The organism is Pandoraea sp. NPDC090278, from assembly GCF_044772185.1.
Classification (GTDB): Bacteria; Pseudomonadota; Gammaproteobacteria; order Burkholderiales; family Burkholderiaceae; genus Pandoraea.
On the sequence record NZ_JBIVYJ010000008.1, the window covers coordinates 120,394 to 137,251 of the forward strand.

The following is a 16,858-nucleotide window of genomic DNA, read 5'->3' on the forward strand; positions in this document are numbered from 1 at the left end:
CGCTGGCCCAACCGCTTACGCTGGCGCTCTCGAAAGGGCGTATCTTTACGGAGACGCTGCCGTTGCTCGCAGCGGCCGGTATCGAGGTGACGGAAGATCCCGAAACCTCGCGCAAGCTGATCCTGCCGACGACCGATCCGAATCTGCGCGTGATCATCGTGCGCGCGACGGACGTGCCGACGTATGTCCAATACGGTGCCGCCGACTTCGGCGTGGCCGGTAAGGACGTGCTCATCGAACACGGCGGTGGCGGTCTTTATCAGCCAATCGATTTGAACATTGCGCGTTGCCGCATGTCTGTGGCTGTACCGAAGGGTTTCGACTACGCGAATGCCGTACGTCAGGGCGCACGTTTGCGTGTGGCGACCAAGTACGTGCAAACCGCGCGCGAACACTTCGCGGCCAAGGGCGTGCACGTCGACCTGATCAAGCTGTACGGCTCGATGGAGCTGGGCCCGCTCGTGGGTCTGGCCGACGCGATTGTCGATCTGGTGAGCACCGGCGGCACGCTCCGGGCCAATAATCTGGTGGAAGTGGAGGAGATCATGGATATCTCGTCCCGCCTCGTGATCAACCAGGCTGCGCTCAAATTGAAGCGTGAGTCTTTGCAGCCTATTCTGGATGCCTTCGAGCAGGCGTCCCGGCAAACAGCATGAAACTCGATATTCGCAAACTCGATTCGTCCGCTGAAGGATTCGCCGCGCAGTTGCGCGACGTTCTGGCGTTCGAAGCGAGCGAAGACGCCGCCATCGACCGTGCGGCCGCCGAAATTCTCGCCGACGTGAAAGCGCGCGGCGACGCTGCCGTCATTGAATACACCAACAAGTTCGACCGTCTCAGCGCCTCCGACATGGGCGCGCTGGAGCTGTCTGCCGACGTGTTGGCGGCGGCCCTCGAAGGGCTTGAGCCGAAGCGTCGTGCTGCCCTCGAAGCCGCGGCTGCGCGTGTGCGCGCCTATCACGAGAAGCAGCGCATCGAATGCGGCAGCCATAGCTGGCAGTACACCGAGTCGGACGGCACGGTGCTCGGCCAGAAGGTGACGCCGCTCGATCGCGTCGGCATTTACGTGCCGGGCGGCAAGGCGGCGTATCCGTCGTCGGTGCTGATGAACGCGATTCCGGCGCGTGTGGCAGGCGTCAAGGAAATCGTCATGGTGGTGCCCACGCCGGACGGCGTGCAGAACCCGCTGGTGCTGGCGGCGGCGCACATCGCCGGGGTGGACCGCGTGTTCACCATCGGTGGTGCGCAGGCGGTCGGCGCGCTGGCGTACGGCACCGAGACGGTACCGGCTGTCGACAAGATCGTCGGTCCGGGCAATGCCTTCGTGGCGGCGGCCAAGCGTCGCGTGTTCGGTACTGTCGGTATCGACATGATCGCCGGTCCGTCGGAAATCCTTGTGATCTGCGACGGTTCGACCGATCCCGACTGGGTGGCGATGGACCTGTTCTCGCAGGCCGAGCACGACGAACTCGCCCAATCCATCCTGCTGTGCCCGGACGCCGAGTACATCGCGCGCGTGTACGCGTCGCTGGAACGTCAGATCGACGACATGCCGCGCCGTGAGGTGATTGCGGCTTCCCTGCAAGGCCGTGGTGCGCTGATCAAGGTGCGCGACATGGCCGAAGCGTGCGAGATCGCTAACGTGATCGCGCCCGAGCACCTGGAAATCTCGGCCGAGACACCGCAGCAGTGGGGCGACAAGATCCGCCACGCCGGTGCGATCTTCCTCGGCAAGTTCACGAGCGAAAGCCTCGGCGACTACTGCGCCGGTCCGAACCACGTGCTGCCGACTTCGCGCACCGCGCGTTTTTCGTCGCCGCTGGGTGTGTACGACTTCATCAAGCGTTCGAGCCTCATCGAAGTGAGCGAGGGCGGTGCCCGCATGCTCGGCGAGATCGCGGCCGAACTGGCATACGGCGAAGGCCTGCAAGCGCACGCGCGCAGCGCCGAATACCGTCTGCATCACGAGTCCTGACATGCGCGACGACGCCCTGCGGCCCGCGTACTGTCCTTCGACGCCGGCCACTGCCCGGCGTCGGACCCGCGCAAACGCCACACTCGCATTCCCTCTGTTGGTTTCGCTGCCAGCCCGCGTCTCGCGGGCTGCGCTGCGTGCTGTCGTACGGACGGTCGTGCTGTTCGGTATCGGACTGACGGCGGCCACGGCGGCGCACGCTGCAGGCAGCTATTGCCAGCACGCCAGATTCGAAGGCGCATCCGTCGAGAAGATGACGGTGTGTGTGCGACGTCAGGCGTTCGATAACGACGTGTACGTGCTGCGTCTGGACGGCAAGACCGCGCTGCGCGGCACCGATGACGAAGTGGCGCATGGCGTGTTCGGCCGTGTCGGCAACCGGCTCGTCGCGATGCGCTGCGAGGCCGAGGAGTCGCCCGCACGGGTGAGTCCGGCCGTGGCGCAGGCGTTGTCGTGGCAGACCGGCGTGCGCGTGCAGCGCATCACCGACGCGCTTGGCAGCGTGGAAACCGGCCGCAGGTGCACCGTCAAGATCGACGGGGCCGACGCAGGCTTGCTGACGTTTGCGTTCAACTGAATCCGTTCATTCGCTCCTAACCCAACACCCATCGCCTTCGATTCGCCATGTCCGTCGACCAAGTGATTCGCCCCGATGTGCTCGCCATGAGCACCTATCCTGTGCCCGATGCCAGCGGTTTCCTGAAGCTCGACGCGATGGAGAACCCCTACGGTCTGCCCGATGCGCTGCGCACCGCGCTGGCGCAGCGTCTGGCGGATGTGGCGCTCAATCGCTATCCGGCGCCGCGTCCGCAGGCGTTGCTCGAGAAGCTCTCGCGCACGATGGGCGTGCCCGCTGGCGCGAAGCTGCTGCTCGGCAACGGCTCGGACGAAATCATCAGCATGATCGCGATGGCGACGGCGCGCCCGGGCGCGGCGGTCATCGCACCGATGCCGGGTTTCGTGATGTACGAAATCTCGTCGCGCTTCGCGGGTGTCGAGTTCGTCGGCGTGCCGCTCACGGCCGACTTCTCGCTCGATATGCCTGCGATGCTGAACGCGATTGCGGCGCATCCCGGCGCGGTGGTCTATCTGGCGTATCCGAACAACCCGACCGGTAATTTGTTTGCCGACGAGGATATCGAGACGCTGGTGCGCGCGGCAGGCAACGGGTTGGTGGTGATCGACGAGGCGTACCAGCCGTTCGCGCGCAAGACGTGGATGCCGCGTTTGCCCGAATTCCCCAACCTGTTGGTGATGCGCACCGTCTCCAAGCTCGGACTGGCCGGTATCCGGCTGGGCTATGTGGCAGGCAGCGCCGAGTGGCTGGATCAGCTCGATAAGGTGCGTCCGCCCTATAACGTGAACGTGCTGACGCAAGCGTGCGCCGAATTCATGCTCGACCACCTCGACGTGCTCGACGCCCAGGCGGCCGAGTTGCGCGCGGAGCGCACCCGGCTGGCGGCCGCCGTGGCGGCGCTTCCCGGGGTGACGGTGTTCGCCAGCGACGCGAATTTCCTGCTCGTTCGGGTACTGGATGCCGACAAAACCCACGCCGGCCTGCTCGCGCACAAGGTGTTGATCAAAAACGTGGGTAAAATGCACGTATTGCTGGCCAATTGCCTCAGATTGACGGTCGGCACCCCCACGGAGAATGCCGCAATGGCCAAGGCTCTGGCGGCATCACTCTAACAAGCTATACGACGAGAACTCACCATCATGCGCATTGCGGAAGTCGTTCGCGATACCAGCGAAACGCAAATACGCGTCAAGATCGACCTGGACGGCACCGGCCGGAAGACGCTCGATACCGGCGTGCCGTTTCTGGACCACATGCTCGACCAGATCGCGCGCCACGGCCTCATCGACATGGATGTCGAAGCCAAGGGCGATACCTATATCGACGATCACCACACGGTGGAAGACGTCGGCATCACGCTGGGTATGGCGGTGGCCAAGGCCATCGGCGACAAGAAGGGCATCGTGCGTTACGGCCATAGCTATGTGCCGCTCGACGAAGCCCTCTCGCGGGTGGTGATCGACTTCTCGGGCCGTCCCGGTCTCGAATTCCATGTGCCTTTCACGCGCGCTCGCGTGGGCAACTTCGACGTCGACCTGCTCATCGAATTTTTCCGCGGCTTCGTGAATCATGCGGGCGTCACGCTGCATATCGACAACCTGCGCGGCATCAACGCCCACCACCAGTGTGAAACGGTGTTCAAGGCGTTCGGTCGTGCCCTGCGCATGGCGGTCGAGATCGATCCGCGTGCGGCGGGTGTCGTGCCGTCCACGAAGGGAAGCCTCTGACATTGACGGATCTGTAGCGCTCGTGACGCCGGTCTGACCGGTGTCGCCAGCCGGATAGCCCGCCGGACGCGAGTCCGGCGCCCCTGCGAAGATTCATCGACCGGCCGGACGCCGGCGCCGTGTGCCCCTTATGACGCTCGACGCCTTCAAGTTCTTCATTTCGTTGCTGGCCCTGATCAATCCGCTCGGGGCGATTCCGCTGTTCATCAGCCTGACGTCCTCGCAGACACGGGAGGAGAAGCGCCACACGATCAACGTCGCGGCGATTGCCGTCGCGCTGGTGGTGGCGGGTTCGGGGCTGTTCGGCGAGGCCATCATCCGCTTCTTCGGCATCTCGATTGCGTCGTTGGAAGTCGGTGGCGGCGTGATCATGCTGCTGATGGCGGTGAACATGATCAACGCGCAGACCGGGAACACGCGGGCGACGGCGGAAGAGCGTCACGAAGCGGAGGAGCGGCCGAACATCGCCGTGGTGCCGCTGGCGATTCCGCTGCTCACCGGGCCGGGGACGATCAGTACCGTGATCATCTACTCCGGCCGCGCGCATGGCTGGGCGCAGATTCTGGCGCTTATGGCGATCGGCGTGGGGGTGGGTGCAGTGTGCTGGGTGGCGTTGCGCAGTGCCGGTCGCATCGAAGGCTGGCTCGGGCGCACGGGCATCAACATCGGCACGCGCCTGATGGGGTTGATCCTCTCGGCGCTCGCCGTTGAATTCATTATCGATGGTTTGAAAATACTGCTGCCGGGTTTGAGATGAATAAGATTGCGATTGTCGACTACGGAATGGGCAACCTGCGCTCGGTCTATCAGGCGCTGCGTGCCGCAGCCCCGGAGGCCGACGTGAGCATCAGCAGCGACGCCGCCGAGATTCGCGCCGCCGACCGCGTGGTGCTGCCGGGTCAGGGCGCGATGCGCGACTGCATGGGCTGCCTGAACGAGTCGGGCCTGCGCGAGGCCGTCGTCGAAGCGGCCGCTACCAAGCCGATGTTCGGCGTGTGCGTGGGCGAGCAGATGCTGTTCGATATGTCGGACGAAGGCAACACCCCTGCGCTGGGCCTGCTGCCGGGCCGCGTGGTGCGCTTCGATCTCGAAGGTCAGGTGCAGGATGACGGTTCGCGCTTCAAGGTGCCGCAGATGGGCTGGAACCGCGTGCGTCAGACGCAGGGCGCTCACCCGATCTGGGCCGGCGTGCCCGACGACAGCTATTTTTACTTCGTGCACAGCTACTACGTTGTGCCTGCGAAGCCCGAACTGACGGCCGGTGAGACGGTCTACGGTGTGCCCTTTACCTGCGCAGTGGCCCAAGATAATATCTTCGCCACTCAGTTTCACCCGGAAAAGAGCGCCCAGGCGGGCCTTGCGCTTTACCGCAATTTTGCACAGTGGAAGCCCTGATGACGACCCGTGCGACGCGCCGGACTCCGGTTTCCTTCCCGAGCGTGCTCTCCATCACGGCTTATACTGTGTCATGTTGATGAACCCGATCCCGACGCGCCGAAGTCCGGCAAGACCGGGGTCGGTTTTATGTTGTCCGCGTAACTTGCGAATTCCTTTTACTTCCCACTAGCGACGTTTCACGATTGCCTATGCTGCTCATCCCGGCCATCGACCTTAAAGACGGTCAATGTGTTCGCCTTAAACAAGGCGACATGGATCAAGCCACCGTATTCTCGGAGGACCCCGCCGCCATGGCTCGACATTGGGTCGAGCAAGGCGCGCGCCGCCTCCATCTGGTGGACTTGAACGGTGCATTTGCTGGCAAGCCGCGTAACGAAGCGGCCATCCACGCCATCATCGAGGAAGTCGGCGCCGACATCCCCGTGCAACTGGGCGGCGGCATTCGCGACCTGGGCACCATCGAGCGCTTTCTCGACGCCGGTCTGTCGTACGTCATCATCGGTACGGCAGCCGTGAAGAACCCCGGTTTCCTGCGCGACGCCTGCAGCGCGTTCGGCGGCCACATCATCGTCGGCCTCGACGCCAAGGATGGCAAAGTCGCCACCGACGGCTGGAGCAAGCTCACCGGCCACGAAGTCGTGGATCTGGCGCGCAAGTTCGAGGACTACGGCGTCGAATCGATCATCTACACCGACATCGGCCGCGACGGCATGCTCCAGGGCATCAACATCGAAGCGACGGTGCGCCTCGCGCAGGCGGTGACCGTACCGGTGATCGCCAGCGGCGGATTGTCGAATCTGGGCGATATCGATGCGCTGTGCAAGGTCGAAAACGAAGGCGTCGAAGGCGTCATCTGCGGCCGTGCCATCTACTCGGGCGATCTGAATTTCTCGTCGGCGCAAACGCGCGCGGACGAGCTTTCCGAAGGAGCGGCATAAGCGGGACTCCGGCTGCGGCCGTCTCGCGTGCCAACATCATGGCTCTCGCTAAACGCATCATCCCGTGTCTGGACGTGACGGCCGGCCGCGTGGTCAAGGGCGTCAACTTCGTCGAACTTCGCGACGCTGGCGACCCCGTCGAGATCGCCCGCCGCTATGACGAGCAGGGCGCAGACGAACTGACGTTCCTCGACATCACCGCGACCTCCGACGGACGCGATCTCATCTTGCCGATCATCGAAGCGGTGGCCGCGCAGGTCTTCATCCCCCTCACGGTGGGTGGCGGCGTGCGCGAAGTGGCAGACGTTCGCCGTCTGCTCAACGCCGGTGCGGACAAGGTCAGCATGAACTCGTCGGCGGTCGCGAATCCGCAACTGGTCGCCGACGCGGCGGCCAAGTACGGCTCGCAGTGCATCGTCGTGGCCATCGACGCCAAGCGTGTCTCGGCCGACGGCGAAGCCCCGCGCTGGGAAGTCTTCACGCACGGCGGTCGCAAGAACACCGGCCTCGATGCGGTGGCCTGGGCCAAACAGATCGAGGCGCTGGGCGCTGGCGAGATCCTGCTCACGAGCATGGATCGCGACGGCACCAAGAGCGGCTTCGACCTGGCGCTCACGCGCGCCGTGTCCGACGCCGTGAGCATTCCCGTGATCGCCTCGGGCGGCGTGGGTTCGCTGGCCGATCTGGCCAACGGCGTGACCGAAGGCCATGCGGATGCCGTGCTGGCCGCGAGCATCTTCCACTACGGCGAGCACACCGTCGGCGAAGCGAAGCGCTTCATGGCCGACAAGGGCATTTCCGTACGTCTGTAAGGCCTCTGAACGGGACTCGACGCATCATGACGCAAGACTGGCTGGATAAAGTAAGTTGGGACGCGCAGGGCCTCGTGCCCGTGATCGCGCAGGAAGTCGGCAGCAACGACGTGCTGATGTTCGCCTGGATGAACCGCGAAGCGCTCGCGCGCACTGTGGAAATCGGCGAGGCCGTCTACTACTCGCGCTCGCGCAAGCGGCTGTGGCACAAGGGCGAGGAGTCGGGCCACGTGCAGAAAGTGCACGAGATCCGTCTCGATTGCGACGAAGACGTCGTGCTGCTCAAGGTGACGCAGAACGATGGCATCGCCTGCCACACGGGCCGTCATTCCTGCTTCTTCCAGAAGTTCGAGGGCAACGCCGCGGAAGGTCAGTGGACCACCGTCGAGCCGGTGCTCAAGGACCCGAACAAGATCTACAAGTGATTGCCATGAACGATACGCTCGAGCGTGTTGCCGAAGTGATCGCGTCGCGTAAGGGCGCCGATCCCGACAAGTCTTACGTTGCCCGTCTGTTTCACAAGGGCGACGACGCCATCTGCAAGAAGATCGGCGAAGAAGCGACCGAAGTCGTGCTCGCGGCCAAGGACATTCGCATTGGCGGGGCGGACGATCTGCGTCAAAAGCTCGTCAACGAGACGGCCGATCTGTGGTTCCACTGCATGGTGCTGCTGGCCCACCACGATCTGAGCCCGAACGAAGTGCTCGCCGAGTTGGCGCGTCGCGAAGGGCTGTCGGGCCTCGTCGAGAAAGCACAGCGCGGCACGCGCGGCGAACACGCGGACTGACATTGACGGCTGCCGCTGTCTTGCGGCAGCACACCCAGCCCACTTTGCTCCCTGCACTCCATTTGTCCGACACTGCCGAGTCATCACGAGACATCACGCAGGCTCTCAAGAGGAGACGCTTCATGAACGACCCACAACAATCCGGCGGCCCGGGCCATCCCTATACCGTCAATACGACGACGGTCACGAACGCCCCGAGCGAGGAGCAGGAGCGTGCGATGCGTAAGCTCACGCACGTGCTCTACGCGCTGTATGCGCTGTTCTGGCTCACCGGTGGCGTGACGGCCATCGTGGCCATCATCATCAACTACATCAAGCGCGACGACGCGGCCGGCACGCTGTACGCGTCGCATTTCACCTGGCAAATCCGCACCTTCTGGTGGTCGGTGGTCTGGGCGGTGCTGGGCGTGGCGCTTGCCGTCGTGGTGGTCGGGTTCGCGATTCTCTGGGTGCTCGGCATCTGGACGCTGTACCGGATCGTCAAGGGCTGGCTGTATCTGAACGACAACAAACCCATGTACGCGGCGCGCGCCTGACGGACGCTGGGCGGCGCTTCGATTCATCAGAGCATTCGAGAGGAAGACACAAGCATGACGCACGACAACTGTATCTTCTGCAAAATCGTCGCCGGGCAGATCCCGAGCGCGCAGGTGTATAGCGACGACGACGTCGTGGTGTTCAAGGACATCAATCCGGCCGCCGATCTGCACCTGCTGATGGTTCCGCGCAAGCACATCGCCACGTTGCAGGACTGCCAGCCGGAAGATCAGGCGCTGCTCGGCAAGATGATGCTGCTCGCGCCGAAGCTGGCTCGCGACGCGGGTTACGCCTTTGATGGCGACGCGTCGAAAACCGACGGCAATGGGTTTCGCGTGGTGATGAACACCGGACCGGGTGGCGGGCAGGAGGTTTATCATCTTCATATGCACATTCTGGCCGGACCGCGGCCGTGGAAGCGCATGTAAAGTCCGAGGGACTGCGAAGTCCGGGAATATCGCGACGGTTTGCCGCGTTATGTGATGGAATGGTGCAACGCTCCCGCATCGGGAAAGGTTTCACGAAACATTTATTTCTACCCGGCGTCGCGCCCGGTTACGATGCTGGACGTGACGCGCAATGTGCCACAATGGGGCACATGGTTGCGTCGCATGAGTAACACGGGGCAGACATAGCGCACTGCGCCGAGGGCCGGAAGGCCTGCGCAGTGGGGCTCGATAAAACCTCGTCGCGACGCGGCAGAGGTAGGTAAACGCAAGGAGAGTGGTCATGGGTTCGTTGAGTATTTGGCACTGGCTGATCGTGCTGGTGATCGTGATGATGGTTTTCGGCACCAAGAAGCTGCGCAACATGGGTAGCGATCTGGGCGGTGCGGTCAAGGGCTTCAAGGACGGCATGAAGGAAGGCGAAGCCTCCCCGTCCAAGGAAGATCCGGCGGCTGCCAAGGAACTGCGCGATTCGACCACCATCGACGTGCAGGCCAAGGACGCGAGCAATCACAAGCAAGGCTAAGTCGGCGTCGACATGATCGATCTCGGCCTTTCCAAACTGATGTTGATCGGCGTGGTTGCGCTGGTCGTGATCGGTCCCGAACGCCTGCCCAAGGTGGCACGCACGGCGGGCGCGCTGTTTGGTCGCGCCCAACGCTATATCAACGATGTGAAGGCCGAAGTGAGCCGCGAGATGGAACTCGACGAGCTGCGCAACATGCGCAACCAGTTCGAAGACGCGGCCCGCAGCGCGCAGAACACCGTGCAGAAGCAGTTGCATGAGCAGGAGGCGTCGCTCAACGACGCCTGGGCGAGCGCCACCGGTACGTCGTCGAACGAGATCGCCGGGGGCGGCACCGATGCCGCGACCGGGTACTCCGACAGCTACCTGTCCGAACCGGTGGTGACGTCGAGCCTCCGCGCGAAGCCCAAGCGCCGCAACTGGCGTGTGCGCCGGGCCGCGACGCCCATGTGGTTCAAGCAGGCCAGCACGACGCGCACGCAGGTGCAGTCGGGTGCGGCGCGCGTGGCGCGTCACACACCGGCCAAGCTGCGTCGACCCATCAAGTTCTTCTGAGGCCTTCCGAGGCATAATCGCGCCGAACTTCCCGCCATCGGGCACTGTGCTGGCTTCATTCCTGGATAAGTCGACGTGAGCGACGAGAAACAAATCCCCGACGGGGGCACCGAAGAGACCTTCATCTCGCATCTGGTCGAGCTGCGCAACCGCATCATTCGTGCGGGCACGTCCGTGATCGTGGTCTTTCTGTCGCTGGTCTACTGGGCCCCGGACATCTTCCGGCTGCTCGCCCGCCCGCTCACCCAATCGTTGCCCAAAGACGGCAAGCTGATCGTCACCGACATCACCGGTTCGTTCTTCGTCCCGATGAAGGTCACGCTGATGGTCGCGTTCGTGATTGCGCTGCCCATCGTGCTGTATCAGGTGTGGGCGTTTATCGCGCCGGGGCTGTATCAGCACGAGAAGAAGCTGGTGATGCCGCTGGTCGTGAGCAGTTACTCGCTGTTCCTGATCGGCATGGCGTTCGCGTATTTCCTCGTCTTCCCGACGGTGTTCCACTTCATCGCGCACTACAACGCACCGTTGGGCGCGGAGATGAACACCGATATCGATAATTACCTGAGCTTCGTGTTGACGATGTTCATGGCGTTTGGCGTGACGTTCGAAGTGCCGGTCGTCGTTGTCGTGCTCGCACGCATGGGCGTGGTGAGCATCGCCAAGCTCAAGCAGATTCGTCCGTATGTGGTGGTCGGTGCGTTCGTGCTGGCCGCTGTCGTCACGCCGCCGGACATTCTTTCGCAACTCCTGCTGGCCGTGCCGCTCTGTATCCTTTACGAACTCGGTCTGATTGCTGCACGGATCTTCGTCAAACAGGGACAAGCGCCCAACGGCGAGAACAGCGAAGAGGACGGCAAGGCGACGTCTTAATCGCAGCGTGCCGGGTCAACACAGAAAAGCACGGGTTTCGTCCCGTGCTTTTTTGTTGGCCATAAAGAAAAACGGCCGCGCCGAGGCGCAGCCGTTGTTTCTTGGACCGGGACCGGGACTTCAGTCAGCGTTGTTATCGTCGCTGCCGTCGTCCTCGTCCTGCACCGCGCGCTTGGGCGGCGGCGGACGCTTGCCGATCGTCACCGTCAGATCCAGTTCCTTCTTCTTGCGGGTGACGTGGATCTTGGCCTGCGTGCCCGGCTTGATCTGGGCAATGACGTTGAGCAACTCGGTCGTATCGCGAATCGACTCGTCGTTCACCTTCGTCAGGATGTCACCCGGCTGGACGCCTGCCTTATCGGCCGGACCACCCTGCACGACGCCCGCGATGATGACGCCGGAATCCTGTTGCAGGCCGAACGACTCGGCGATGTCCGAGGTGATGTCCTGCGGCTCGACACCGACCCAGCCGCGCGTGACGCCGCCGGTCGTGATGATGCTTTCGAGCACTGAGCGCGCCGTCGACACGGGAATCGCAAAGCCGATGCCCATATTGCCGCCGCTGCGGGAGTAAATTGCCGTGTTGATGCCCAGCAGATTACCGTTCACGTCGACCAGCGCGCCGCCCGAGTTACCGGGGTTGATGGCGGCATCGGTCTGAATGAAGTTCTCGAACGTGCTGATGTCGAGGTGATTGCGGCCCAGCGCGCTGATGATGCCCATCGTGACCGTCTGGCCGACGCCGAACGGGTTGCCGATGGCGAGGACCACGTCGCCCACGCGCACCTGCTCCATGCGGCCGAGGGTGATGGCGGGCAGATTGTCGAGCGTGATCTTGAGCACGGCCAGATCGGTTTCCGGGTCGCTGCCGACCAGTTTGGCGCGGGCTTTGCGGCCGTCGGCGAGGGCGACTTCGATCTCGTCGGCGCCGTCCACCACGTGATGATTCGTGAGAATATAGCCTTCGCTGCTCACGATCACGCCAGAACCGAGGCTCGACACCGGGTCCTGACGCACCGTGCCGCCGCCGTCTCCGAAGAAATAGCGGAACAGCGGATCATCGAGGCGCGGGTCGCGATTCTGCTTTTGTTCCTTGCTGGAAAAGATGCTGACGACCGCGGGCATGGCTTTTTGTGCGCCATCCGCATAGGAGCCTGCTGCCGGTTTGTCGGACAGACTCGGCGCGACTTCCTGCAAGGCGATGATCGGATTGGCGAGTTGCTTGCCGAATGAACCCTGGCGTTGCAGCCACTGAGGCTTGAGAGTGGCGATGATGAAGAGCAACGCAAGCAGCACGGTGACCGCTTGCGCGAACAGTAGCCAGAAGCGTCTGAGCATGAAGAAGCGAGGCCTTATATGAATCGTGTTGAACTCGAATTGTATCTGAACGATACCCTGCAAACCGCGCAATTTCGCGATTACTGCCCGAATGGCCTACAAGTCGAAGGGCGCAGCGAGATAAAGAAAATCGCCAGCGGTGTGACCGCCAGCCTGGCGTTTCTCGAAGCCGCCCGCGACTGGGGCGCGGATGCCGTGCTCGTCCATCACGGTTATTTCTGGAAGAACGAAGAAGCCCGCATTACCGGGATGAAGCGTAAGCGTCTCGGGTTGTTGATCGGTAACGACATCAACCTGTTCGCTTACCACCTGCCGCTCGACGCACATCCCGAACTGGGCAATAACGCCCAACTCGGCAAGCTGCTGGGATTCGCCGACGATGGCGGCCGTTTCGGCCCCGATCAGCTCGGATGGCTCGGCGCGCCCGCGCAACCGATGACGCTCGCGGCCCTCGCGGCACACGTCGAAACGCAATTGGGACGCCAACCGCTGGTGCTGGGCGACCCCAGCCGTCAGGTGAACCGGGTGGCTTGGTGTACCGGCGGGGCGCAGGGCTTCTTCGAAGCGGCGATTGCCGCCGGGGCGGACGTGTACATCAGCGGTGAGGTGTCCGAACCCACGCAGCACCTCGCGATGGAAAGCGGTGCGGGGTATCTGGCGGCGGGGCATCACGCGACCGAACGCGGCGGTGCCCGCGCACTCGGCGAGCATGTCGCCGAACGCTTCGGACTCGAACATCGCTTCTTCGATATGCCGAACCCGGCCTGAGACCGGGGAGCGCAGCACAGGCCGCCACCCGAGGGGCGGCGGCTTCAAGCGGTTCTGGCGGTTGCCTTACCCGTTCTGCTTCTTGAGGCTGTCTCGGATTTCGCGCAGCAAAACAATGTCTTCCGGGGTCGCTGCCGGGGCGGCCGGGGCTTCCGGCTCCGGACGCTTCAGGCGGTTGATCTGCTTGACCATCATGAAGATGATGAACGCCAGAATCAGGAAGTTCAGGGCGACGGTAATGAAGTTGCCGTAGCCGAACACGGCAACACCGGCCTTGGTCAGGTCGGCGTAGGACGTGGGGTTGCCTTTGAAGTCAGGTGGAATGGTGCCGAGCAGGATGAATTTGCTCGAGAAGTCCAGTCCGCCGAAGATCGCGCCGACGATCGGCATGATCAGGTCTTTGACGACCGAGTCGACGATCTTGCCGAAGGCACCGCCGATGATCACACCGACGGCCAGATCGATCACATTGCCTTTGACGGCAAATTCCTTGAATTCCGACATGAAGCTCATGCCATTCCTCCGCTGTTTTAATGAGTGGCCAGGGGAGCATCGCCGTCGCGCACGATGTCACCGGGGCGAGACAGGGAAAATGATGACTAAATGTCGTGCACGCGTCAACGAAAGCGGCGATGATAGCGGTTCTCGAGCAGCATCCCAAAAGCGAAACCCCGGGTGGGCGGTAGCCACCCGCAGGGTACGTTAATCCTTTGAAAATACGCGAAAACCACTAGGAGACTGAGGCGTTTTGCCGTTGTTTCAGGCATTTACGCTCGCGTATGATTTAAGGTTGACGGAAATACAAATTCAACCGTGTGGGGCTTGTGATGAGTAACAATCAGAAACGTGCCGTCGACAGCAACCGCCGGAACCTTTTGATTGCAACGTCCGTAGTAGGAGGCGTAGGCGGCGTTGTAACCGTGGTTCCTTTCGTCAGTTCCCTCGAACCTTCGGAGCGCGCCAAGGCTGGCGGAGCGCCCGTCGAAGCCGACATCAGCGGGTTGCGGCCCGGAGAGAAGATGACGGTCGCCTGGCGCGGCCTTCCCGTGTGGATCGTACGCCGCACGCCGGACGAAATGGCTTCGCTGTCCAAAGTGACCGCCGAACTGGCCGATCCGGACTCCAAGGAAACGTTTTCCTTTCCGATGCCGGATTACGCCAAGAACGAGTTCCGCACGCGCGTCGAGCATAAGGATCTGCTCGTCGTCATCGGCGTCTGTACGCACCTCGGCTGCATCCCTTCCGGCCCTTACGTAGCGAATACCATCCCGGCCCTTGGCCAGGACCCGGGCTTCCTGTGCCCGTGCCATGGTTCGACCTACGATATGTCTGGTCGTGTTTTCAAGAACAAGCCGGCGCCAAAGAATCTCGACGTTCCTCGTTTCATGTTCCTGAGCGACAGCAAGATCGTGATCGGTAAAGACGAAAAAGGAGAAGCGTAAATGGCCGCCGACAAACAAGTCGACACGACGGGCTTGCTGGGCTGGATCGATCGCCGGTTTCCGCTCACGCAGCTCTGGAAAGACCACGCATCCGAGTATTACGCCCCAAAGAACTTCAATTTCTGGTACTTCTTCGGCTCGCTGGCCATGCTGGTGCTGGTGATCCAGATTCTCACCGGCATCTTCCTGGTGATGAACTACAAGCCCGACGCCAACCTCGCGTTCGCGTCGGTCGAGTACATCATGCGCGAGGTGCCGTGGGGCTGGCTCATCCGCTACATGCACTCAACGGGCGCCTCGATGTTCTTCGTCGTGGTGTATCTGCACATGTTCCGCGGGCTGCTCTACGGCTCGTACCGTAAGCCGCGCGAGCTGGTGTGGGTATTCGGTTGCCTGATCTTCCTGTGCCTGATGGCCGAGGCGTTCATGGGCTATCTGCTGCCTTGGGGCCAGATGTCCTACTGGGGCGCGCAGGTGATCGTGAACCTGTTCTCGGCGATTCCGTTCATCGGCCCGGACCTCTCGCTGTGGATTCGCGGCGACTACGTGGTGTCGGACGCCACGCTCAACCGCTTCTTCGCGTTCCACGTGATCGCGATTCCGCTGGTGCTCATCGGGCTGATCGTCGCGCACATCATTGCGCTGCACGAAGTCGGGTCGAATAACCCGGACGGCGTCGAGATCAAGGACAAGAAGGACGCCAACGGCCGTCCGCTCGACGGAATTCCGTTCCATCCGTACTACACGGTTCACGACATCATGGGCGTGGGCGTGTTCCTGATGGTCTTCTCGGCGATCGTGTTCTTCGCGCCGACGATGGGCGGCTACTTCCTGGAAGCGAACAACTTCATCCCGTCGGACCCTCTCAAGACGCCGCCGCACATCGCTCCGGTATGGTATTTCACGCCGTTCTATTCGATGCTGCGCGCCACGACCGATGACTTCAAGCATCTGCTGATGGGCATTGCGGTGCTGGTCACGGCAGTCTGGTGGATCAAGGGCAAAGCGGCGGTGACCACCAAGGTGGCCGCGTCGGGCGGCGTGGTGTTGCTGCTGCTGGCGATGTACCTGACCGAGGCGAAGTTCTGGGGCGTGGTGGTGATGGGCGGCGCGGTGGTGACGCTGTTCTTCCTGCCGTGGCTGGACCATAGCCCGGTGAAGTCGATTCGTTACCGTCCGGGATTCCATAAGGTGTTGCTGGGTATTCTCGTCGTTGTTTTTGCGGTGCTGGGGTATCTGGGGATCCAGGAGCCGACGCCCGTGAAGACGGCCATCTCGCAGATTGGCGCGCTGTATTACTTCGGATTCTTCTGGCTGATGCCGCTGTGGAGCAAGCGCGGCACCTTCAAGCCGGTGCCGGATCGCGTGACCTTCGCGGCGCATTGAGCGCACTCAAACGACGACTAGGGATATCAAGATGAGAAAACTGTTGCTTATCCTGGCGCTCCTGAGTGGCTTCACGGCGCCGGCTTTGGCTGAAGAGGGTGGAGCGCTGGACACGGCGCCCAACCGGATTGACGATCTGGCGTCGCTGCAGCGGGGCGCCAAAATGTTTGTGAACTACTGCCTGAACTGCCACTCGGCGGCGTCGATGCGGTATTCGCGGCTCAAGGATCTGGGCTTGTCGGATGTGGAGATCAAGAACAATCTGCTCTTCACGACCGACAAGATCGGCGAGACGATGACGGTCGCCATGCGCACGGCGGACGCCAAGGAGTGGTTCGGCTCGGCCCCGCCCGATCTGTCGGTCGAGGCTCGTGCCAAGGGCACGGACTGGCTGTACACCTACCTGCGTACCTTCTACCGGGACGATTCCCGTCCGACCGGTTGGAATAACGTCGCGTTCCCGAATGTGGGCATGCCGAACCCGTTCTGGCAGTTGCAGGGACAGCGGGGTCTGAAGCATGCGGAGGGGGCGGAACATGGCCCGGCACAGTTCGTGCAGATCACTCAAGGGACGATGAAGCCAGTGGAATTTGATTCTGCTATGGCGGATTTGGTATCTTATCTGGATTGGATGTCGGAGCCGGCGCAACGGACGCGTCGGCAGTTGGGTGTCTGGGTTCTTTTGTTCCTTGGACTCTTTACGGTACTTGCCTGGCGCCTGAATTCGGCCTATTGGAAGGACGTGAAGTAAAATAACGTCTGTACGACGGGGCCAG

General features: G+C 62.5%; 22 protein-coding genes. 20 read left to right on the plus strand and 2 right to left on the minus strand.

Annotated features, from left to right (window positions below):
- The first annotated feature begins 2 nt into the window (after positions 1–2).
- The 16 genes from hisG (at position 3) to tatC (ending at position 11,148) form a co-directional block, all read left to right on the plus strand.
- Positions 3–656 (plus strand): ATP phosphoribosyltransferase, encoded by a 654-nt coding sequence (hisG, locus tag ACIQWO_RS24795; protein WP_095178579.1) that lies wholly within the window; start codon positions 3–5, stop codon positions 654–656.
- On the plus strand, positions 653–1,975 hold the full coding sequence (gene hisD / locus ACIQWO_RS24800; protein ID WP_402829882.1) for a histidinol dehydrogenase: 1,323 nt from the start codon (positions 653–655) through the stop codon (positions 1,973–1,975). Before hisG ends, hisD begins: the two co-directional genes overlap by 4 nt.
- Before the next feature lies 1 nt (position 1,976).
- Positions 1,977–2,552 (plus strand): hypothetical protein, encoded by a 576-nt coding sequence (locus tag ACIQWO_RS24805; protein WP_402829884.1) that lies wholly within the window; start codon positions 1,977–1,979, stop codon positions 2,550–2,552.
- Positions 2,553–2,599: 47 nt separating this feature from the next.
- Positions 2,600–3,664 carry a histidinol-phosphate transaminase gene (gene hisC, locus ACIQWO_RS24810; protein ID WP_402829887.1) on the plus strand — a complete coding sequence of 355 codons (1,065 nt, stop codon included), beginning with the start codon at positions 2,600–2,602 and terminating at the stop codon, positions 3,662–3,664.
- A 27-nt stretch (positions 3,665–3,691) separates the two neighbouring features.
- Positions 3,692–4,279, plus strand: a complete 588-nt coding sequence (hisB, locus tag ACIQWO_RS24815; RefSeq protein ID WP_039393608.1) for an imidazoleglycerol-phosphate dehydratase HisB — start codon at positions 3,692–3,694, stop codon at positions 4,277–4,279.
- A 130-nt stretch (positions 4,280–4,409) separates the two neighbouring features.
- Positions 4,410–5,036 (plus strand): MarC family protein, encoded by a 627-nt coding sequence (locus tag ACIQWO_RS24820; RefSeq protein WP_402829890.1) that lies wholly within the window; start codon positions 4,410–4,412, stop codon positions 5,034–5,036.
- A complete protein-coding gene (gene hisH / locus ACIQWO_RS24825; RefSeq protein WP_039393605.1) occupies positions 5,033–5,674 on the plus strand; it encodes an imidazole glycerol phosphate synthase subunit HisH in 642 nt (213 codons plus the stop codon). The genes ACIQWO_RS24820 and hisH overlap by 4 nt, the downstream gene beginning before the upstream one ends.
- A gap of 191 nt (positions 5,675–5,865) precedes the next feature.
- A complete protein-coding gene (gene hisA, locus ACIQWO_RS24830) occupies positions 5,866–6,615 on the plus strand; it encodes a 1-(5-phosphoribosyl)-5-[(5-phosphoribosylamino)methylideneamino]imidazole-4-carboxamide isomerase (RefSeq protein ID WP_150740435.1) in 750 nt (249 codons plus the stop codon).
- A 38-nt stretch (positions 6,616–6,653) separates the two neighbouring features.
- Positions 6,654–7,427 (plus strand): imidazole glycerol phosphate synthase subunit HisF, encoded by a 774-nt coding sequence (hisF, locus tag ACIQWO_RS24835; RefSeq protein ID WP_039393600.1) that lies wholly within the window; start codon positions 6,654–6,656, stop codon positions 7,425–7,427.
- 26 nt (positions 7,428–7,453) lie between these two features.
- The gene (gene hisI / locus ACIQWO_RS24840) at positions 7,454–7,852 is read left to right on the plus strand and encodes a phosphoribosyl-AMP cyclohydrolase (RefSeq protein WP_039393598.1); all 399 of its coding nucleotides are present in this window, start codon (positions 7,454–7,456) and stop codon (positions 7,850–7,852) included.
- A 5-nt stretch (positions 7,853–7,857) separates the two neighbouring features.
- A complete protein-coding gene (locus ACIQWO_RS24845) occupies positions 7,858–8,214 on the plus strand; it encodes a phosphoribosyl-ATP diphosphatase (RefSeq protein WP_039401587.1) in 357 nt (118 codons plus the stop codon).
- Positions 8,215–8,432: 218 nt separating this feature from the next.
- Entirely contained in the window at positions 8,433–8,750 is a 318-nt protein-coding gene (locus tag ACIQWO_RS24850) for a hypothetical protein (RefSeq protein ID WP_150578368.1), read from the plus strand.
- Positions 8,751–8,804: 54 nt separating this feature from the next.
- Entirely contained in the window at positions 8,805–9,179 is a 375-nt protein-coding gene (locus ACIQWO_RS24855) for a histidine triad nucleotide-binding protein (protein WP_402829897.1), read from the plus strand.
- Positions 9,180–9,480: 301 nt separating this feature from the next.
- Positions 9,481–9,723, plus strand: a complete 243-nt coding sequence (tatA, locus tag ACIQWO_RS24860) for a Sec-independent protein translocase subunit TatA (RefSeq protein ID WP_039393592.1) — start codon at positions 9,481–9,483, stop codon at positions 9,721–9,723.
- 12 nt (positions 9,724–9,735) lie between these two features.
- Complete coding sequence (gene tatB, locus ACIQWO_RS24865) at positions 9,736–10,278, plus strand: Sec-independent protein translocase protein TatB (protein WP_039393591.1); 543 nt, start codon at positions 9,736–9,738, stop codon at positions 10,276–10,278.
- A 75-nt stretch (positions 10,279–10,353) separates the two neighbouring features.
- Positions 10,354–11,148: a twin-arginine translocase subunit TatC gene (gene tatC, locus ACIQWO_RS24870; protein ID WP_402829901.1), complete on the plus strand. Its 795-nt coding sequence runs from the start codon at positions 10,354–10,356 to the stop codon at positions 11,146–11,148.
- 120 nt (positions 11,149–11,268) lie between these two features.
- Here tatC and ACIQWO_RS24875 read toward each other — a convergent pair whose 3' ends face one another.
- Entirely contained in the window at positions 11,269–12,486 is a 1,218-nt protein-coding gene (locus ACIQWO_RS24875) for a Do family serine endopeptidase (RefSeq protein ID WP_402829903.1), read from the minus strand.
- An 18-nt stretch (positions 12,487–12,504) separates the two neighbouring features.
- Between ACIQWO_RS24875 and ACIQWO_RS24880 the strand changes: the two genes are divergently transcribed.
- Positions 12,505–13,254, plus strand: a complete 750-nt coding sequence (locus ACIQWO_RS24880) for a Nif3-like dinuclear metal center hexameric protein (protein WP_402829905.1) — start codon at positions 12,505–12,507, stop codon at positions 13,252–13,254.
- Positions 13,255–13,320: 66 nt separating this feature from the next.
- On the opposite strand, the gene mscL is transcribed toward ACIQWO_RS24880, so the two are convergent.
- Entirely contained in the window at positions 13,321–13,767 is a 447-nt protein-coding gene (gene mscL, locus ACIQWO_RS24885; RefSeq protein WP_150578347.1) for a large conductance mechanosensitive channel protein MscL, read from the minus strand.
- Between the two features lie 314 nt (positions 13,768–14,081).
- On the opposite strand from mscL, the gene petA reads away from it, so the two are divergent.
- Genes petA through ACIQWO_RS24900 form a run of 3 tightly spaced genes read left to right on the plus strand, consistent with a single transcriptional unit; the run spans position 14,082 to position 16,833 of the window.
- Positions 14,082–14,696 carry a ubiquinol-cytochrome c reductase iron-sulfur subunit gene (gene petA, locus ACIQWO_RS24890; protein WP_150666238.1) on the plus strand — a complete coding sequence of 205 codons (615 nt, stop codon included), beginning with the start codon at positions 14,082–14,084 and terminating at the stop codon, positions 14,694–14,696.
- Positions 14,697–16,082, plus strand: a complete 1,386-nt coding sequence (locus ACIQWO_RS24895; RefSeq protein ID WP_402829909.1) for a cytochrome bc complex cytochrome b subunit — start codon at positions 14,697–14,699, stop codon at positions 16,080–16,082.
- A gap of 31 nt (positions 16,083–16,113) precedes the next feature.
- Positions 16,114–16,833 (plus strand): cytochrome c1, encoded by a 720-nt coding sequence (locus ACIQWO_RS24900; protein ID WP_402829911.1) that lies wholly within the window; start codon positions 16,114–16,116, stop codon positions 16,831–16,833.
- The last annotated feature ends 25 nt before the right edge of the window (positions 16,834–16,858 follow it).